Here is an 18959-nt window from a genome sequence, read left to right as displayed (position 1 = left end):
GATGAAAAAAATGGCAATCGCCTGTGCATTACTTTCAAGCGTTGTAGCCAGCAGCGTATGGGCTGACGCCGCCAGCTCTCTGAAAAGCCGTCTGGATAAAGTGAGCAGCTTTCATGCCACCTTTACTCAAAAAGTCACCGATGGCAGCGGTGCCGCGGTGCAGGAGGGACAGGGTGATTTATGGGTTAAGCGGCCAAATCTATTCAACTGGCATATGACGCAACCTGACGAGAGTATTCTGGTTTCTGACGGCAAAACGTTATGGTTCTATAACCCGTTTGTAGAACAGGCTACCGCCACGTGGTTGAAAGATGCCACCGGAAATACACCGTTTATGCTGATTGCCCGCAACCAGGCCAGCGACTGGCAGCAGTATAATATTAAGCAGGATGGCGATAATTTTGTGCTGACGCCGAAAGCCAGCAACGGCAATCTGAAACAGTTCACCATCAATGTGGGACGCGACGGGACTATCCACCAGTTTAGCGCCGTAGAACAAGACGATCAGCGTAGCGCCTATCAGCTAAAATCCCAGCAAAACGGCGCTGTTGATCCGTCAAAATTTACGTTTACTCCGCCGCAAGGGGTAACGATAGATGACCAACGTAAGTAGAGGCGATGAGTGAGCAATCTGTCGCTCGATTTTTCTGATAATACGTTTCAACCGCTGGCCGCGCGAATGCGGCCGGAAAATTTAGCACAGTATATCGGCCAGCAGCATTTGCTGGCCGCAGGTAAACCGTTGCCTCGCGCTATTGAGGCCGGGCATCTGCACTCCATGATTTTATGGGGGCCGCCAGGGACGGGAAAAACCACGCTCGCTGAAGTGATCGCCCGCTACGCCAGCGCCGATGTCGAGCGTATTTCCGCCGTCACTTCTGGGGTAAAAGAGATTCGCGAAGCTATCGAGCGCGCCCGCCAGAATCGTAATGCCGGACGCCGTACCATCCTGTTTGTCGATGAAGTGCATCGCTTTAACAAAAGCCAGCAGGACGCCTTTTTACCGCATATCGAAGATGGCACTATCACCTTTATCGGCGCGACCACGGAAAATCCCTCTTTTGAGCTGAACTCGGCGCTATTGTCGCGAGCGCGGGTCTATCTGCTGAAATCGTTGACCACTGACGATATCGAGCAAGTACTGGACCAGGCGATGCAGGACAAAACGCGTGGTTACGGCGATCAGGATATCGTGTTACCGGATGAGACACGGCGAGCGATTGCTGAGTTGGTCAATGGCGACGCGCGGCGCGCCTTAAATACGCTGGAAATGATGGCTGATATGGCGGAGGCGGATGACAGCGGCAAACGCGTTTTATTGCCCGCCTTGTTGACCGAGATCGCCGGCGAGCGCAGCGCGCGTTTTGATAACAAAGGCGATCGCTTCTACGATCTTATTTCCGCCTTACATAAATCAGTGCGCGGCAGCGCGCCGGATGCCGCCCTCTATTGGTATGCCCGTATCATTACCGCGGGAGGCGATCCGCTGTACGTGGCGCGTCGCTGCCTGGCGATTGCCTCGGAAGATGTGGGTAATGCCGATCCGCGCGCGATGCAGGTCGCCATTGCCGCATGGGATTGTTTCACCCGCGTCGGTCCGGCTGAAGGCGAAAGGGCGATCGCGCAGGCTATCGTTTATCTCGCCTGCGCGCCGAAGAGCAACGCCGTCTATACCGCCTTTAAGGCTGCGCTGGCCGACGCGCGCGAACGTCCTGATTATGACGTTCCTGTCCATCTGCGTAATGCGCCAACCAAACTGATGAAAGAGATGGGCTATGGCCAGGAGTACCGCTATGCCCACGATGAGCCCAATGCCTATGCTGCGGGTGAAGTGTACTTCCCGCCGGAAATCGCGCAAACGCGCTATTATCATCCGACAAATCGTGGTCTGGAAGGCAAGATTGGCGAAAAGCTCGCCTGGCTGGCTGAACAGGATCAAAATAGCCCCACAAAACGCTACCGCTAGTGTAAACGTTGCGGTAAGGTTATCTCTAAATATGATGCTCCAGGTATCATGGCGTTGATGATGAATCTCGTTATGCCTGATAGCACGTTGCTTATGAGGTCCGCGGGTATAGCGCAATGGATGCGTTGTTGCTGTCGTCGGTCAGGTAAGGCGAAAACGTCGCTATTACGTAAACGCGGTTTACGTTCATCAATACAATCAGAGGCGATCATCAATTGATCGCGTTTCCTTTTATTATTCGATAAGCACAGGATAAGCATGCTCGATCCCAATCTGCTGCGTAATGAGCCAGACGCAGTCGCTGAAAAACTGGCACGCCGGGGCTTTAAGCTGGATGTAGATAAGCTGCGCGCTCTTGAAGAGCGTCGTAAAGTTTTGCAGGTCAACACGGAAAACCTGCAGGCGGAGCGTAATTCTCGATCGAAATCCATCGGCCAGGCGAAAGCGCGCGGGGAAGATATTGAGCCTTTACGCCTGGAAGTGAATAAACTGGGCGAAGAGCTGGATGCGGCGAAAGCCGAGCTGGATACCTTGCTGGCGGAGATCCGCGATATCGCGCTGACCATCCCAAACCTGCCTGCGGATGAAGTGCCGGTAGGTAAAGATGAAAACGACAACGTTGAAGTCAGCCGCTGGGGTACCCCGCGTGAGTTTGATTTTGAAATCCGCGATCACGTCACCTTAGGGGAAATGCACTCCGGCCTCGACTTTGCCGCCGCGGTTAAGCTGACCGGCTCCCGTTTTGTGGTGATGAAAGGACAGATTGCGCGTATGCATCGCGCATTGTCGCAGTTCATGTTGGATCTGCATACGGAACAGCACGGCTATAGCGAAAACTACGTGCCGTATCTGGTTAACCACGACACGCTGTATGGCACCGGTCAACTGCCGAAATTCGCAGGCGACTTGTTCCATACCCGTCCGCTGGAAGAAGAAGCAGACAGCAGCAACTATGCTTTGATCCCGACGGCGGAGGTTCCGCTGACCAATCTGGTACGCGATGAAATCATCGACGAAGATCAGCTGCCGATTAAAATGACGGCGCATACGCCTTGTTTCCGTTCTGAAGCAGGTTCTTATGGTCGTGATACCCGTGGCCTGATTCGTATGCATCAGTTTGACAAAGTGGAAATGGTGCAGATCGTTCGCCCGGAAGATTCTATGGCTGCGTTGGAAGAGATGACCGGCCACGCGGAAAAAGTGCTCCAGCTACTGGGACTGCCGTACCGTAAAATCATTCTGTGCACTGGCGATATGGGCTTCGGCGCCTGCAAAACCTATGACCTCGAAGTCTGGGTTCCGGCGCAGAATACCTACCGCGAGATCTCTTCCTGCTCTAACGTCTGGGACTTCCAGGCGCGTCGTATGCAGGCACGTTGTCGCAGCAAGTCCGACAAAAAGACCCGTCTGGTCCATACCCTGAATGGTTCTGGTCTGGCGGTAGGTCGTACCCTGGTGGCTGTGATGGAAAACTATCAGCAGGCTGATGGCCGCATTGAAGTGCCGGAAGTATTACGTCCGTACATGAACGGACTGGAATATATCGGCTAATCCTCGCTTTCTCCTCTTCTAAAAAGCGCCTTCGGGCGCTTTTTTTATGCCAGTTTGATACCGGACAATAATCCCTACCCTATTAGGGGTAATACTGATTTCGAATGAAGGTCAGTTTTTAACACTATTTTTCTACTTTTTCGATATATATCAGACTTTATAGCGATGCTATCGCTATATAAAATTCTATACATCGTTTTATTGTTTTTTTTATTGTGAGCAGCAGAGTGAGCCCTTATGAAAACTAAGATCCCTGATGCCGTGCTGGCAGCCGAGGTGAGCCGTCGTGGTTTAGTCAAAACCACCGCGATAGGCGGCCTGGCGATGGCCAGTAGCGCATTTACCCTGCCATTTACCCGCATCGCTAACGCCGCAGAGGCGATAAGCCCGACGAAAACCGACGAGAAAGTCGTCTGGAGCGCCTGTACGGTAAACTGTGGCAGCCGTTGTCCGCTACGTATGCATGTTGTGGATGGCGAAATCAAATATGTAGAAACGGATAATACCGGAAACGATGATTACGATGGCCTGCATCAGGTTCGCGCCTGCCTGCGCGGTCGTTCTATGCGTCGTCGCGTCTATAACCCGGATCGGCTCAAGTATCCGATGAAGCGCGTCGGCGCGCGCGGCGAAGGTAAATTTGAGCGTATTAGCTGGGACGAAGCCTACGATATCATTGCCACCAATATGCAGCGTCTTATCAAAGAGTATGGCAACGAGTCCATTTATCTGAACTATGGCACGGGTACGCTGGGCGGCACTTTGACACGTTCATGGCCGCCAGGAAAAACGCTGGTCGCTCGTCTGATGAACTGCTGTGGCGGTTATCTGAACCACTACGGTGATTACTCTTCCGCGCAAATCGCAGCGGGTCTGAATTACACCTATGGCGGCTGGGCGGATGGCAATAGTCCATCCGACATTGAAAACAGTAAGCTGGTGGTGTTGTTTGGTAATAACCCTGGCGAAACCCGCATGAGCGGGGGCGGTGTAACCTATTATCTTGAACAGGCGCGGCAGAAATCAAACGCGCGGATGATCATTATCGACCCTCGTTACACCGACACTGGCGCTGGTCGCGAAGATGAGTGGATTCCGATTCGTCCAGGTACCGATGCGGCGCTGGTCAATGGTCTGGCATATGTCTTAATCACCGAGAACATGGTCGATCAGCCGTTCCTGGATAAATATTGCGTTGGTTATGACGAAAAAACCTTGCCTGCCAGCGCGCCGAAAAACGGTCACTACAAAGCCTATATTCTGGGCCAGGGTAAAGACGGTATCGCGAAGACGCCGGAGTGGGCGGCGCAAATTACCGGTATCCCGGCGGATCGCATTATTAAGCTGGCGCGAGAAATCGGCAGCGCTAAACCCGCCTATATTTGCCAGGGATGGGGACCACAACGTCATGCTAATGGAGAAATCGCCACGCGCGCCATCTCGATGCTGGCGATCCTGACGGGTAATGTTGGGATTAACGGCGGTAACAGCGGCGCGCGCGAAGGGTCTTATGCCCTGCCATTTGAACGTATGCCCACGTTAGAAAACCCGGTTGAAACCAGCATCTCCATGTTTATGTGGACCGATGCCATTGAACGCGGCCCGGAAATGACAGCGTTGCGTGATGGCGTGCGGGGGAAAGATAAGCTGGACGTGCCGATCAAAATGATCTGGAACTATGCTGGCAACTGTTTGATTAACCAGCACTCTGAGATTAACCGCACCCACGAAATCCTGCAGGATGACAAGAAATGCGAAATGATCGTCGTTATCGACTGTCATATGACCTCGTCGGCAAAATACGCCGATATTCTGTTGCCTGATTGCACTGCTTCTGAGCAGATGGACTTTGCGCTGGATGCCTCCTGCGGGAACATGTCTTACGTTATCTTCACTGACCAGGCGATTAAACCGCGCTTCGAGTGTAAGACGATTTATGAGATGACCAGCGAACTGGCGAAACGTCTTGGCGTGGAACAACAGTTTACCGAAGGACGGACGCAAGAAGAGTGGATGCGTCATCTGTACGAACAGTCGCGTAAATCCATTCCGAATCTGCCCACCTTTGAGGAGTTCCGTAAGCAAGGCATCTTCAAACAGCGCGACCCCGAAGGCCACCATGTCGCCTATAAAGACTTCCGCGAAGATCCGCAAGCGAATCCACTTACAACGCCATCGGGCAAGATTGAAATCTATTCACAGGCGTTGGCGGATATCGCCGCCACCTGGGAGCTGCCGGAAGGCGACGTGATCGATCCATTACCGATCTACACGCCAGGTTTTGAAAACTATAACGATCCGCTAACGGATAAATTCCCGCTGCAGTTGACGGGGTTCCACTATAAAGCGCGTGTGCATTCCACTTATGGCAACGTAGACGTACTGAAAGCAGCCTGTCGCCAGGAAATGTGGATTAACCCAATGGATGCGCAGAAACGCGGTATCAACAATGGTGATAAAGTCCGCATCTTCAACGATCGCGGCGAAGTACATATCGAGGCTAAAGTGACGCCGCGCATGATGCCGGGCGTGGTCGCCCTGGGAGAAGGCGCATGGTATGACCCGGATGCAAAACGCGTGGATCAGGGCGGCTGTATTAACGTACTGACGACCCAACGTCCTTCTCCGCTGGCGAAGGGGAACCCGTCACATACGAACCTCGTTCAGGTTGAAAAGGCGTAAGGAGTAACCGATGACAACCCAGTATGGATTTTTTATTGATTCCAGCCGTTGCACCGGTTGCAAAACCTGCGAACTGGCCTGCAAGGACTACAAAGATTTGACCCCGGATGTCAGCTTCCGCCGCATTTATGAGTATGCGGGTGGCGACTGGCAGGAAGATAACGGCGTCTGGCACCAGAACGTCTTTGCCTACTATCTCTCCATCTCCTGTAACCACTGCGAAGACCCGGCCTGTACCAAAGTCTGTCCGAGCGGCGCGATGCACAAGCGCGATGACGGTTTTGTGGTGGTGAACGAAGAGGTCTGTATCGGCTGCCGCTACTGCCACATGGCCTGCCCGTACGGCGCGCCGCAGTACAACGCGGCCAAAGGTCATATGACCAAGTGCGACGGCTGTTATGACCGGGTGGCGGAAGGCAAAAAGCCGATCTGCGTCGAATCCTGCCCGCTGCGGGCGCTGGATTTCGGCCCGATAGACGAACTGCGCAAAAAACACGGTGAGCTGGCTGCCGTCGCGCCGTTGCCGCGCGCGCATTTCACGAAGCCGAATATTGTGATTAAACCCAACGCCAACAGCCGCCCGACCGGGGACACTACCGGTTATCTGGCCAATCCGAAGGAGGTATAAGATGGGAAGTGGATGGCATGAATGGCCGTTGATGATCTTCACGGTCTTTGGTCAGTGCGTGGCCGGTGGTTTTATTGTTCTGGCTTTGGCGCTGATGAAGGGCGACCTGCGCGCGGAAACGCAGCAGCGGGTGATCGCCTATATGTTTGGTCTGTGGGTGCTGATGGGGATTGGCTTTATCGCCTCGATGCTGCATCTGGGCTCGCCGATGCGCGCGTTTAACTCGCTTAACCGCGTGGGTGCTTCCGCACTGAGCAATGAAATTGCCAGCGGCTCGGTGTTTTTTGCGGTGGGCGGGATTGGCTGGCTGCTGGCGGTACTGAAAAAGCTGCCGCCGGCACTGCGCACACTCTGGCTGATTATCACGATGGTACTGGGCGTCGTCTTCGTCTGGATGATGGTACGCGTCTATAACAGCATCGATACAGTACCGACCTGGTATAGCGTCTGGACGCCGCTGGGCTTCTTCCTGACGCTCTTTATGGGTGGCCCGCTACTGGGTTATCTGCTGCTGCGCATCGCGGGCGTGAACGGTTGGGCGATGCGTCTGTTGCCTGCGGTTTCGGTGCTGGCGCTGGTGGTTATTGCCATTATGGTGGCCATGCAGGGCGCGGAACTGGCGACGATTCACAGTTCCATTCAGCAGGCGTCTGCTCTGGTGCCGGATTATGGTTCGCTGATGGCCTGGCGTATGGTGCTGCTTGCGGCGGCGTTGTGCTGCTGGATTGTGCCACAGTTAAAAGGGTATCAACCTGCGGTACCGTTACTCTCTGTCGCCTTCATTCTGATGCTGGCGGGGGAATTGATTGGCCGCGGCGTATTCTATGGGCTGCATATGACCGTGGGCATGGCGGTAGCCAGCTAACGCGTTGACGCGCATTCGGCCTGCAGAACGTGCAGGCCGAATACGCCTTTAGCCACCATCAATCTAAGGAATATAACCGGGGCGGGGAAGACGCATATAAATCCATAGAGAAGAAAACGAAGCTAAAGGAACCATGAAATTTTTCGACTGAACAAAACGCCGATTTTGCGGGTTAGATCAATAAAAACAAGGGGATGAATTTTTAGCCTTTCAATATATTCACGTGCAGAATAAGTAAATCAAATCGATAGTCTCAAAACTTGCGGATCGCCCATGCGGAGCCGATTGACAATGTTTTTGGCGATGGCATGATGCGCATGAAATTTGAACTTCCTCACGGTTTTTATTCATGTCCACCTATACCCGTCCCGTCATGCTTTTGCTGTGCGGGCTACTTTTGTTGACTCTGGCCATTGCGGTACTGAATACGCTTGTGCCGCTGTGGCTTGCTCAGGCAAACCTTCCGACCTGGCAGGTGGGGATGGTCAGCTCGTCTTATTTTACCGGCAATCTGGTCGGGACGTTATTTACCGGGTATTTAATTAAACGCATTGGGTTTAACCGTAGCTATTATCTTGCCTCGCTGATCTTCGCCGCGGGTTGTGTCGGATTGGGGGTGATGGTGGGGTTCTGGAGCTGGATGAGCTGGCGTTTTATTGCCGGTATCGGCTGCGCCATGATTTGGGTGGTTGTCGAAAGCGCGTTGATGTGCAGCGGAACCTCGCATAATCGCGGGCGCCTGCTGGCTGCCTATATGATGGTCTATTACATGGGGACCTTCCTTGGACAATTATTGGTCAGTAAAGTATCTGGTGAATTGCTGCACGTCCTTCCCTGGGTGACCGGAATGATTCTGGCGGGAATTCTGCCGCTACTCTTTACCCGAATTGTAAATCAGCAAACGCAGACACGTCATTCCTCTTCTATTAGCGCCATGCTGAAGCTACGCCAGGCGCGTCTTGGCGTGAATGGTTGCATTATTTCCGGCATTGTTCTTGGTTCATTATATGGCCTGATGCCGTTATATCTGAAGCATCAGGGGATGGCTAACGCCAGCATCGGTTTCTGGATGGCGGTGCTGGTGAGCGCCGGCATTTTGGGGCAATGGCCAATGGGACGTCTGGCGGACAAATTTGGTCGCTTGCTGGTATTACGCGTACAGGTATTCGTTGTCATACTCGGTAGTATTGCCATGTTAACCCAGGCGGCGATGGCGCCAGCTCTGTTTATTCTGGGGGCGGCGGGTTTTACGCTTTATCCCGTCGCAATGGCCTGGGCCTGTGAAAAAGTCGAACATCACCAGCTTGTGGCAATGAACCAGGCGCTGTTGTTAAGTTATACGGTAGGGAGCCTGTTGGGGCCGTCTTTTGCTGCGATGTTAATGCAGAATTATTCAGATAATCTGCTGTTTATTATGATCGCCAGCGTATCGTTTATTTATCTGCTGATGCTGTTACGTAACGCCGGCCAGACGCCTAATCCTGTCGCCCACATCTAACTGTTCTCTGAATCGTATGCAGGACGTGAGTCTTGCATACTCTTTATTTATGTTTTACGTAAAATAATTGACCTGCATAATTTTCTTGCTTTACTGAAAAATAAAATGTGCCGAAGGTTATAATTTTGCGCTCCTCTATTTTCTCTCTTCGTCTTTACCGCGCATAATCCCCCGCTTCATTTATAGTAATAGCATTGTGTTCACGAAGGATCGCGTTATGCCGAATGTGCAGGAAAAACAGTTGCGATGGTACAACATCGCCTTGATGTCGTTTATTACCGTTTGGGGATTCGGCAATGTTGTCAATAACTATGCTAACCAGGGGTTAGTGGTTGTCTTCTCCTGGGTGTTTATTTTTGCGCTCTATTTTATTCCTTATGCCTTAATCGTGGGGCAACTGGGCTCAACCTTCAAAGAGGGAAAAGGGGGCGTCAGTACCTGGATTAAGCATACGATGGGGCCGGGGTTGGCTTACCTTGCGGCATGGACCTATTGGGTCGTGCATATTCCCTACCTGGCGCAAACCGCAGGCGATACTCATTGCATTGGGATGGGCTTTAAAAGGCGACGGCTCGTTGATAAAAGAATATACCGTCGTTGCCTTGCAGGGGCTGACGCTGGCATTGTTTGTTTTCTTTATGTGGGTTGCTTCCCGGGGGATGAAATCGCTAAAGGTTGTTGGGTCTGTGGCCGGAATTGCCATGTTTATCATGTCAATTTTATATGTTGTGATGGCAGTGACCGCGCCAGCAATTACAAACGTTGAAATTGCGACCACTAACATCACCTGGCAGTCATTTATTCCTCATATCGATTTTACCTATATCACCACCATCTCTATGTTGGTCTTTGCGGTTGGTGGGGCAGAGAAGATCTCGCCTTATGTCAACCAGACGCGGAATCCAGGAAAAGAATTTCCGAAGGGGATGCTCTTTTTAGCCGTCATGGTTGCGGTCTGCGCTATCCTCGGTTCGTTGGCGATGGGAATGATGTTTGATTCGCGGCATATACCTGACGATTTAATGACTAATGGGCAATATTATGCATTCCAGAAATTGGGTGAGTATTACCATATGGGTAATTCATTAATGGTGATTTATGCCATTGCCAATACTCTGGGGCAAATCGCCGCTCTGGTGTTTTCTATTGATGCGCCACTGAAAGTCTTACTGGGTGATGCAGACAGTAAATATATCCCGCAGCGCTTATGCCGTACTAACGCTTCAGGTACGCCAGTTAACGGTTATTTACTGACATTAGTGTTGGTCGCTATCTTGATTATGTTGCCAACGCTTGGCATCGGCGATATGAACAACCTGTACAAATGGCTGCTTAATCTCAATTCAGTCGTTATGCCGCTGCGCTATCTGTGGGTATTTGTCGCCTTTATTGCCGTCATTCGACTGGCGCAAAAGTACAAACCCGAATATGTGTTTATTCGCAACCGGGCGTTGGCGTTAACTGTGGGAATATGGTGTTTTGCCTTCACCGCGTTTGCCTGCCTTACCGGTATTTTCCCCAAAATGGAGGCGTTCACGCCGGAGTGGACATTCCAGCTGACGTTGAACATCGTGACGCCTTTTGTCCTGGTCGGGTTGGGATTAATTTTCCCACTGCTGGCGCGTAGAAACACATAACGACGCTCTTTTCCACGGCGCTCCTGTCAGGCGAGCGCCTTTTAAGGTTACAGGTGCCTGGGTTCCAGGCGGAGACCACGGTATTAACAGGCGCCGGGGGCAGCAATAGTTGTCAGACCTTCAACCCAGCAGCAGATAAGCGACTCTGTATTTAATACCTGGTTAGCGCAATATTGTTAACCATGCCTGTCTGATGGCGGGGTCGGGTATTTTAGCGGTAAGAGCGTTATCCAGACAGCAAAACGGCTACCGTCATGGGTAGCCGTTTAAAAGCGGGTAAGATAGCAGGCGATTAATACATCACTTTATGACCATACTGCTCAAGAATACCCTTTACACGCTCCATGGTCTCTTTTTTAGGCGGCTTCACGCCATCCAGTTTATATTCTTCGCCCATTGCCACCCATTTATGTTTGCCCAGCTCATGATAGGGCAACAGTTCGATTTTTTCGACATTACCCATATCGCGGGTAAACTCGCCCAGGCGATGCGCGGAATCATCGTCGTCAGACCAGCCGGGAACGACAACGTAACGGATCCAGACCTTCACATTTTTCTTTGATAAATACTGCGCGAATTCCAGCGTCCGGTGATTAGAGACACCGACCAGATTCTGGTGGATCTCATCATTCATCTGCTTGAGATCGAGCATCACCAGATCGGTAACGTCCAACAGTTCATCAATCACCGGGTCATAACGGCGCACAAAGCCGTTGGTGTCGAGACAGGTGTGGATACCTTCTTTTTTACAGGCGCGAAACCAGTCGCGTACAAATTCTGCCTGCAAAATGGCCTCGCCGCCGGATGCCGTCACGCCGCCGCCAGAAGCATTCATAAAATGCCGATAGGTCACCACCTCTTTCATTAAGTCTTCAACGGTGATTTCTTTACCGCCATGCGTATCCCATGTGTCGCGGTTATGGCAATACAGGCAGCGCATCAGGCAGCCCTGAAAAAAGGTAATAAAGCGGATGCCTGGGCCATCAACGGTGCCACAGGACTCAAAGGAGTGAATGCGACCAATAACCGGCTTTTTATCAGCAGTTACTGCAACACTTTCATTTGTAATACAATTGGTTAAGTTACTCATATCGCTTCGGCTAGCTCTAAATAACATGGGGTTTATGGACACATTCCGGGCATGTTGAGCACCCTGGTAAGGGGGTTGCATCCTGTAAAAAAGCGGTACTGCGAGCGTAAATTTTGGACTACAGAATGTGTGGCTGTTCCAGAATGTGCTGCAATGGAGCTATTTTACCTCTATTCAGTATAAAATATACGGCAAATCTATGCTGCATAACTCGCACCGCCAGAAATTCTGGCTCATTCATCAGCTCGTAACGCCTCAACCGCAATACATACTGTAAGTGTATCATCCATAGCGTCCTGGTTTTGCTGTTTATGATCCGCCTCTTTTTTCGAATGGTTGGCGCCGTTTTGTTGTGGTCAGAACGAAAATAATTCTCAACATAATTCAGATGTGTCCAAAGAACGTTATGCGCTGTCCAGCGCCTGGCGTCGCATTCAACGCGCAATCAGGTGTAAATCTGATGTCATTTCTAAACCCAGGCTGATTCAATCTCTTAAATAGAGTGTGGTTTTAATCAAAAAATGAGAGCAACGGATTGGATCTTGCTTTCGCGGTAAATAATCAAGGGAGTTATTATGCCAGTTACGTTAAGTTTTGGTAATCGTCATAACTATGAAATTAATCATTCACGGCTAGCCCGTTTGATGAGTCCTGATAAAGAAGAAGCGCTATACATGGGGGTATGGGATAGATTTAAGGACTGCTTCAGAACACACAAAAAACAAGAGGTGCTGGAGGTATTATATACACTCATCCATGGATGTGAACGTGAAAATCAAGCTGAACTTAATGTTGATATAACCGGCATGGAGAAGATACATGCCTTTACACAATTAAAACAATATGCTAATCCATCTCAACAAGACCGCTTTGTTATGCGTTTTGATATGAATCAGACACAAGTTTTATTTGAGATTGATGGCAAGGTTATTGATAAATGTAATTTGCATCGTCTCCTCAATGTTTCAGAAAACTGTATTTTTAAAGTGATGGAAGAAGATGAAGAAGAGTTGTTTTTTAAAGTATGTATTAAGTATGGAGAAAAAATTGCCCGCTATCCAGAATTATTAGAAGGATTTGCTAATAAACTTAAAGATGCAGTTAATGAGGATGATGACGTTAAGGATGAAGTTTATAAGCTTATGCGATCTGGAGAAGATCGAAAAATGGAATGTGTTGAATGGAATGGTACTCTTACTGAAGAGGAGAAGAATAAACTACGCTGTCTTCAAATGGGGTCTTTTAATATTACTACCCAATTTTTTAAAATAGGTTACTGGGAATTAGAGGGGGAAGTCCTGTTTGATATGGTTCATCCAACACTTAGCTATCTGCTACAAGCATATAAACCGTCATTGTCATCTGATTTAATAGAAACTAACACCATGCTGTTTTCTGATGTATTAAATAAGGATTATGATGATTATCAAAATAATAAAAGAGAAATTGATGCTATTCTAAGAAGAATATATAGATCACATAATAACACTTTATTTATAAGTGAAAAGTCGAGTTGTCGCAATATGCTTATATAAAAAGTCATTAAAAAGGCCCCACTGATATGGAGCCTTTTTTGTACGCTTTTTATGGCGTAATTTCAGTCAAACCCATTACATGGTCTGCGTGAAGGTACGAGTAATAACGTCCTGCTGCTGTTCTTTCGTCAGGGAGTTAAAACGTACTGCGTAACCAGATACACGGATGGTCAGCTGCGGATATTTTTCCGGATGTTCCATCGCGTCCAGCAGCATTTCACGGTTCATGACGTTGACGTTCAGGTGCTGACCGCCTTCGATGGACGCTTCGTGGTGGAAGTAACCATCCATCAGACCTGCCAGGTTAGTCTTACGAACTTCGTCGTCTTTACCCAGTGCGTTCGGAACGATAGAGAAGGTATAAGAAATACCATCTTTCGCGTAAGCAAACGGCAGTTTAGCAACGGAGGTCAGAGAAGCGACAGCGCCTTTCTGGTCACGACCGTGCATCGGGTTAGCACCTGGTCCGAACGGCGCGCCAGCGCGACGACCATCCGGGGTGTTACCGGTTTTCTTACCATACACAACGTTAGAAGTGATGGTCAGAACAGACTGCGTCGGGATAGCGCCACGGTAGGTGGTCAGTTTCTGAATTTTCTTCATGAAACGTTCTACCAGGTCAACCGCCATGTCATCTACACGAGCGTCGTTGTTACCAAACTGCGGGTATTCGCCTTCGATTTCGAAGTCGATAGCCAGACCATCTTCGTCACGAATCGGTTTAACTTTCGCATATTTGATGGCAGACAGGGAGTCAGCAGCAACGGACAGACCTGCGATACCACACGCCATGGTGCGGATAACGTCACGGTCGTGCAGCGCCATCAGAGAGGCTTCGTAGCTGTACTTGTCGTGCATGTAGTGGATAACGTTCAGCGCGGTGACATACTGTTTAGCCAGCCAGTCCATGAAGTGATCCATGCGATCCATCACTTCGTCGAAGTTCAGAACATCGCCTTTGATCGGTTCGGATTTCGGACCAACCTGCATTTTCAGTTTTTCATCAACGCCGCCGTTGATAGCGTACAGCATGGTTTTCGCCAGGTTTGCACGCGCGCCGAAGAACTGCATTTGTTTACCAACGATCATCGGGCTTACGCAGCATGCGATAGCGTAGTCATCGTTGTTGAAGTCCGGACGCATCAGGTCATCGTTCTCGTACTGCAGAGAAGAGGTGTCGATGGAGACTTTAGCGGCGAATTTCTTGAAGTTCAGCGGCAGTTTTTCAGACCACAGAACGGTGATGTTCGGCTCCGGAGACGGCCCCATGGTGTACAGGGTGTTCAGGAAACGGAAGCTGTTTTTGGTGACCAGAGTACGGCCATCAACGCCCATACCGCCGATAGATTCGGTTGCCCAAATCGGGTCGCCGGAGAATAGTTCATCATATTCAGGAGTACGCAGGAAGCGAACCATACGCAGTTTCATGACCAGGTGGTCAATCATTTCCTGTGCGTCTTGCTCGGTGATTTTGCCTGCTTTCAGGTCACGTTCGATGTACGCATCCAGGAAGGTGGATACACGACCGAAGGACATTGCTGCGCCGTTCTGAGATTTAACCGCAGCCAGGTAACCGAAGTAAGTCCACTGGATTGCTTCCTGAGCGTTAGTCGCCGGACCAGAGATATCGCAGCCGTATTTAGCTGCCATTTCTTTGATCTGACCCAGAGCGCGGTGCTGTTCAGCGATTTCTTCACGCAGACGGATAGTCGCTTCCAGATTTACGCCGTTTTCCAGATCGGATTGCAGAGACGTAAACTGTGCGAATTTGTCTTTCATCAGGTAGTCGATACCGTACAGCGCTACGCGACGGTAGTCACCGATGATACGGCCACGGCCATACGCATCCGGCAGACCGGTCAGAACGCCGGATTTACGGCAACGCAGGATGTCCGGAGTATAAACGTCGAACACGCCCTGGTTGTGAGTCTTACGGTATTCGGTGAAGATTTTTTTGATCATTGGGTCCAGCTCGCGATTGTACGCTTTGCAGGAACCTTCAACCATTTTGATGCCGCCGAACGGGATAATCGCACGCTTCAGCGGAGCTTCAGTCTGCAGACCAACAATTTTCTCAAGCGCTTTGTTGATGTAGCCAGCGTCGTGAGAAGTGATGGTGGAAGCAACGGAGGTGTCAAAGTCAACAGGCGCGTGAGTGCGGTTTTCCTGTTTAACGCCTTCCATTACGCTGTCCCACAGCTTGGTGGTCGCGTCAGTAGCGCCAGCCAGGAAGGACTCGTCACCCTCATACGGAGTGTAGTTTTTCTGAATGAAGTCACGGACGTTTACTTCATTCTGCCAGTCACCTTTGGTAAAACCTTCCCAGGCTGTGGCTAACTTTTCATTAAGCTCGGACATGTAACACCTACCTTCTTAAGTGGATTTTTTATTTACTGCGTGTAATGGGCATCAACAGATTAATGATGCTCGTTACCACGCAGGTAAATGACCCAGTATGTCAACCCGACCAACAAACCGCCGCCGATAATATTACCGATCGTGACCGGAATCAGGTTATCAGTGATGAAGCTCATCACGGTCAGGTGAGAAAAACTTTCCGGAGACGAACCAACCGCGGTCCAAAACTCCGGTGTAGCAAAATCGCGTATTACAATACCCATAGGAATCATAAACATGTTTGCGATACTGTGCTCAAAACCGCTGGCGACAAACATGGCGACGGGCAGTACCATGATGAACGCTTTGTCCATCAGGCTACGACCTGAGTAGCTCATCCACACGGCCAGACAAACCATCAGGTTCGCCAGAATACCGAGGCAGACAGCTTCAATAAAAGTGTGGTGCATTTTGTGGTCGGCGGTTTGCAGGACGTTAAGTCCCCATTGACCGTTGGCAGTCATATACTCGCCGGAAAGCCACATCAGTAACACGAAAAGCAGAGCGCCAATCAGGTTACCAAAATAGACGTTTAACCAGTTTTTAGCCAGTTGCCCCCAGGTGATGCGACCGCTAGCTTTAGCTACAACGATCAGAACAGTAGAGGTGAAAAGATCAGCGCCACAAATAACACAGAGAATCAGTCCCAAAGAGAAACAGATACCCCCGATAAGTTTCGCCATGCCATAAGGCATCGCGCCAGTACCGGTTGTCGCAGTAATATAAAAAACAAAGGCAATTGAAATGAATACGCCGGCGGTAATCGCCAGATAGAAAGTCTTAAGCGGATGTTTCGTTGCTTTATAGACGCCTGCTTCTTCAGCCACTTTGGCCATTGCTGCAGGGAGTAAAAGGTCAAAAGGGTTGTCAGCTTTCACACTAACTCTCTCTTTATTAAGTCGGCGACGAGATACTAACAAAGCATTATAGATGAGAATTTGATATAGATCATATCTCGCCTGGCTTATAGGCCCGTAAGTCGCATGGCTTTTATGCAATTACGGTGTAACTTTTTGATTATCCTAATAAAAATAAATTTTAAAAATTATAAATAGAGTTGAATTTTTTCCTGGCTCCTCCTGCTGCACGGTTAATTAATATGGAGTAATCAACAAATAAAGTAACATCACTATGTCAATTAATTTAATGTCAACAACCAATATTTAACCTTGTTATTACATTTTTCGCCGTTTAGTGAAAATAAATAAAACGGGGCCGCAAAGGCGCCCCGTAATATAACGCAGCCGAGAGGGTAAACCTACCCTAAGTCACTCATATGGCCTTATTTTGACCAGTATGCCGCTTTCGCGCGCTGTAATTTATCATACGCTTTTAACAAGGACTGATGCGCCGGGAACGCTTGTAGATCGTGGTCGACAGCCGGTAGTCCATAAAAAGCCGCTTCACCGCTAAGCGCGGCGCTGGCGGCTTCTACAGCCTCTGCGCCATACATTTTTATAAAAGCATTGAGATATTGCAGTGGCTGACGCGTATCTTCTTGCGACAGGAGCAGCAGCGTTTGCAGGCAACGGTAATAGTTTGCGCGTGCCGGACTAAAGACCGACGAATTGAACTCCATCGTCCATTCTGTCCAGATTAGCGCCTGCTCCAAATCGCCGCCCGCTAACGCTAGCATTGCTTTTAATTCACCAACGCGCAGTGTATACCAACCATTGTCCGCTCCGGTCGCCAGACCCAGCAGTTCACGCACGCGGGTGAAATCGTCAAAACCTTCTTCATCCAATTGTTCAATCAGATTGAGATAATCTTCTTTATTCCAGGCGCTACCGGGCAGCGAAAGCAGAGTCTCACGAAGATGGCTACCCATATTGTTGTTGGCCAGCCACAGATCTTCGGCAGGATAAATATCAGACATTCCCGGTACGATAATACGACAGGCGTATACGCCGAGATGCTCGTAATCGGCAATGTAAACTTCTTTATCTTCAGCAGCAAAGATGGCCATCAGCGTGGCGAACTCTTCTTCGGTAGTGCCGGAAAAAGTCCAGTCCGTGAACGGATAATCGGCGTCCTGTTTGAACAGATCCCAGGAAATCAGGCCGCTGGAGTCGATGAAGTGGGTCTCCAGATTAGTGTGCTCCGCGACTTCTTCATCATCGAACGTTGGTGGCGTGAAGACATCAAGATCTTTCAGACCGCGTCCCTGGAGTAGCTCGGTCACTGTACGCTCCAGCGCAACGCCAAAGTCAGGATGGGCGCCAAAAGAAGCAAAGCAGGTACCGTTAGCCGGGTTGAACAGCACGACGCAGATAACCGGATACTTACCGCCCAGCGAGCCGTCATAGGCGAAAATCGGGAAACCCTCGGCTTCCAGCGTGGCGATTGACTCCATTACCGCCGGATAACGCGCCATCACCTCTGCGGGAATCTCCGGCAGACTGATACTTTCCGCAATGATGCGATTTTTCACATAACGCTCGAAGACTTCCGACAGTCCCTGAACGCGGGCTTCATTACGCGTATTGCCGGCGGACATTCCGTTAGAGACGTACAGGTTGCCGATGATATTCATCGGAATATACACGGTCTGGTTATCGGACTGACGGGTAAATGGCAGACCACAGATGCCGCGAGCTTCATTGCCGGACTGAAGATCAATTAACTGGCTTCCGGTGAGTTCATTTTCCGGATCGTAAAACGCGCGCAGACGGGCATCAAGCAAGCCTTCCGGTACGTCGTCATTTTCAGTCAGCGGAAACCACTTTTCATTCGGATAATGCACGAATGGCCCGTTGGCGATCGTTTCGCCAAGCCAGAAATCAGCAAAGAAGTAGTTGGTTGACAGACGCTCGAAGTATTCGCCCAGCGCCGAGGCCAGCGCCGCTTTTTTGGTCGCGCCTTTTCCGTTGGTAAAGCATAACGCGCACTCTTTATCGCGAATATGCACTGACCAGACGTTTGGCACCGGGTTCAGCCAGGAGGCCTCTTCGATGTGAAAGCCGAGGTCGAGTAACTTTTGCTGGAAGCGGGCGATGGAGTCTTCCAGCGCGGCGTCTTTGCCGGGAATAAATGTTTGCGTCATGAAAATCACTTTTGTCGTACGGAAAGCGCGCAATGATACGGGTTTTATGTGACGGGCGCTATCTCGC

Annotated in this window: 13 protein-coding genes and 1 pseudogene; 9 read left to right on the top strand and 5 right to left on the bottom strand. The window is 50.2% G+C overall.

Annotated features, from left to right (window positions below; genetic code table 11):
• Position 1: 1 nt before the first annotated feature.
• The 8 genes and pseudogenes from lolA to J4617_RS06570 all read left to right on the top strand — a co-directional run bounded on the left by lolA (position 2) and on the right by J4617_RS06570 (position 10827).
• Positions 2–613: an outer membrane lipoprotein chaperone LolA gene (gene lolA, locus J4617_RS06605; RefSeq protein WP_001519746.1), complete on the top strand. Its 612-nt coding sequence runs from the start codon at positions 2–4 to the stop codon at positions 611–613.
• Positions 614–622: 9 nt separating this feature from the next.
• Positions 623–1966 (top strand): replication-associated recombination protein RarA, encoded by a 1344-nt coding sequence (gene rarA / locus J4617_RS06600; protein WP_000067785.1) that lies wholly within the window; start codon positions 623–625, stop codon positions 1964–1966.
• Positions 1967–2224: 258 nt separating this feature from the next.
• The gene (gene serS / locus J4617_RS06595; RefSeq protein WP_000886697.1) at positions 2225–3517 is read left to right on the top strand and encodes a serine--tRNA ligase; all 1293 of its coding nucleotides are present in this window, start codon (positions 2225–2227) and stop codon (positions 3515–3517) included.
• 237 nt (positions 3518–3754) lie between these two features.
• Positions 3755–6199 (top strand): dimethylsulfoxide reductase subunit A, encoded by a 2445-nt coding sequence (gene dmsA, locus J4617_RS06590; RefSeq protein ID WP_000850262.1) that lies wholly within the window; start codon positions 3755–3757, stop codon positions 6197–6199.
• A 10-nt stretch (positions 6200–6209) separates the two neighbouring features.
• A complete protein-coding gene (gene dmsB / locus J4617_RS06585) occupies positions 6210–6827 on the top strand; it encodes a dimethylsulfoxide reductase iron-sulfur subunit DmsB (protein WP_000213069.1) in 618 nt (205 codons plus the stop codon).
• Position 6828: 1 nt separating this feature from the next.
• Positions 6829–7692 (top strand): dimethyl sulfoxide reductase anchor subunit family protein, encoded by an 864-nt coding sequence (locus J4617_RS06580; RefSeq protein WP_017465602.1) that lies wholly within the window; start codon positions 6829–6831, stop codon positions 7690–7692.
• Between the two features lie 349 nt (positions 7693–8041).
• The gene (locus J4617_RS06575; protein WP_000109274.1) at positions 8042–9190 is read left to right on the top strand and encodes an MFS transporter; all 1149 of its coding nucleotides are present in this window, start codon (positions 8042–8044) and stop codon (positions 9188–9190) included.
• 217 nt (positions 9191–9407) lie between these two features.
• Positions 9408–10827 (top strand): annotated as a pseudogene (locus tag J4617_RS06570) (amino acid permease).
• Between the two features lie 292 nt (positions 10828–11119).
• On the opposite strand, the gene pflA reads toward J4617_RS06570, so the two are convergent.
• Both pflA and J4617_RS06560 read right to left on the bottom strand, forming a co-directional pair.
• Positions 11120–11917, bottom strand: coding sequence for a pyruvate formate lyase 1-activating protein (gene pflA / locus J4617_RS06565; RefSeq protein WP_000067973.1), 798 nt, complete (start codon positions 11915–11917; stop codon positions 11120–11122).
• 118 nt (positions 11918–12035) lie between these two features.
• Positions 12036–12362, bottom strand: a complete 327-nt coding sequence (locus J4617_RS06560) for a hypothetical protein (RefSeq protein WP_012543336.1) — start codon at positions 12360–12362, stop codon at positions 12036–12038.
• A gap of 130 nt (positions 12363–12492) precedes the next feature.
• On the opposite strand from J4617_RS06560, the gene sopD2 reads away from it, so the two are divergent.
• The gene (sopD2, locus tag J4617_RS06555) at positions 12493–13452 is read left to right on the top strand and encodes an SPI-2 type III secretion system effector SopD2 (protein ID WP_001145562.1); all 960 of its coding nucleotides are present in this window, start codon (positions 12493–12495) and stop codon (positions 13450–13452) included.
• A 75-nt stretch (positions 13453–13527) separates the two neighbouring features.
• Here sopD2 and pflB read toward each other — a convergent pair whose 3' ends face one another.
• The 3 genes from pflB to ycaO form a co-directional block, all read right to left on the bottom strand.
• Positions 13528–15810, bottom strand: coding sequence for a formate C-acetyltransferase (gene pflB / locus J4617_RS06550; protein ID WP_001292799.1), 2283 nt, complete (start codon positions 15808–15810; stop codon positions 13528–13530).
• Positions 15811–15869: 59 nt separating this feature from the next.
• Positions 15870–16727 carry a formate transporter FocA gene (focA, locus tag J4617_RS06545; RefSeq protein ID WP_000642539.1) on the bottom strand — a complete coding sequence of 286 codons (858 nt, stop codon included), beginning with the start codon at positions 16725–16727 and terminating at the stop codon, positions 15870–15872.
• Positions 16728–17131: 404 nt separating this feature from the next.
• A complete protein-coding gene (ycaO, locus tag J4617_RS06540) occupies positions 17132–18892 on the bottom strand; it encodes a 30S ribosomal protein S12 methylthiotransferase accessory factor YcaO (RefSeq protein WP_023356641.1) in 1761 nt (586 codons plus the stop codon).
• Positions 18893–18959 lie beyond the last annotated feature (67 nt).

The sequence above is a fragment of the Salmonella sp. 32010601201800023SM genome, from assembly GCF_017572235.1.
GTDB classification, from domain to species: Bacteria; Pseudomonadota; Gammaproteobacteria; order Enterobacterales; family Enterobacteriaceae; genus Salmonella; species Salmonella enterica.
The sequence above is the reverse complement of the archived record's forward strand: the minus strand, read 5'-3'. Positions and strand labels throughout refer to the sequence as shown.

Bases quoted from the DNA above. Each gene is read 5' to 3' on its own strand.
- lolA (WP_001519746.1), top strand. From the start codon at position 2: ATGAAAAAAATGGCAATCGCCTGTGCATTACTTTCAAGCGTTGTAGCC.
- serS (WP_000886697.1), top strand. From the start codon at position 2,225: ATGCTCGATCCCAATCTGCTGCGTAATGAGCCAGACGCAGTCGCTGAA.
- dmsA (WP_000850262.1), top strand. From the start codon at position 3,755: ATGAAAACTAAGATCCCTGATGCCGTGCTGGCAGCCGAGGTGAGCCGT.
- dmsB (WP_000213069.1), top strand. From the start codon at position 6,210: ATGACAACCCAGTATGGATTTTTTATTGATTCCAGCCGTTGCACCGGT.
- J4617_RS06580 (WP_017465602.1), top strand. From the start codon at position 6,829: ATGGGAAGTGGATGGCATGAATGGCCGTTGATGATCTTCACGGTCTTT.
- J4617_RS06575 (WP_000109274.1), top strand. From the start codon at position 8,042: ATGTCCACCTATACCCGTCCCGTCATGCTTTTGCTGTGCGGGCTACTT.
- pflA (WP_000067973.1), bottom strand. From the start codon at position 11,917: ATGAGTAACTTAACCAATTGTATTACAAATGAAAGTGTTGCAGTAACT.
- sopD2 (WP_001145562.1), top strand. From the start codon at position 12,493: ATGCCAGTTACGTTAAGTTTTGGTAATCGTCATAACTATGAAATTAAT.
- pflB (WP_001292799.1), bottom strand. From the start codon at position 15,810: ATGTCCGAGCTTAATGAAAAGTTAGCCACAGCCTGGGAAGGTTTTACC.
- ycaO (WP_023356641.1), bottom strand. From the start codon at position 18,892: ATGACGCAAACATTTATTCCCGGCAAAGACGCCGCGCTGGAAGACTCC.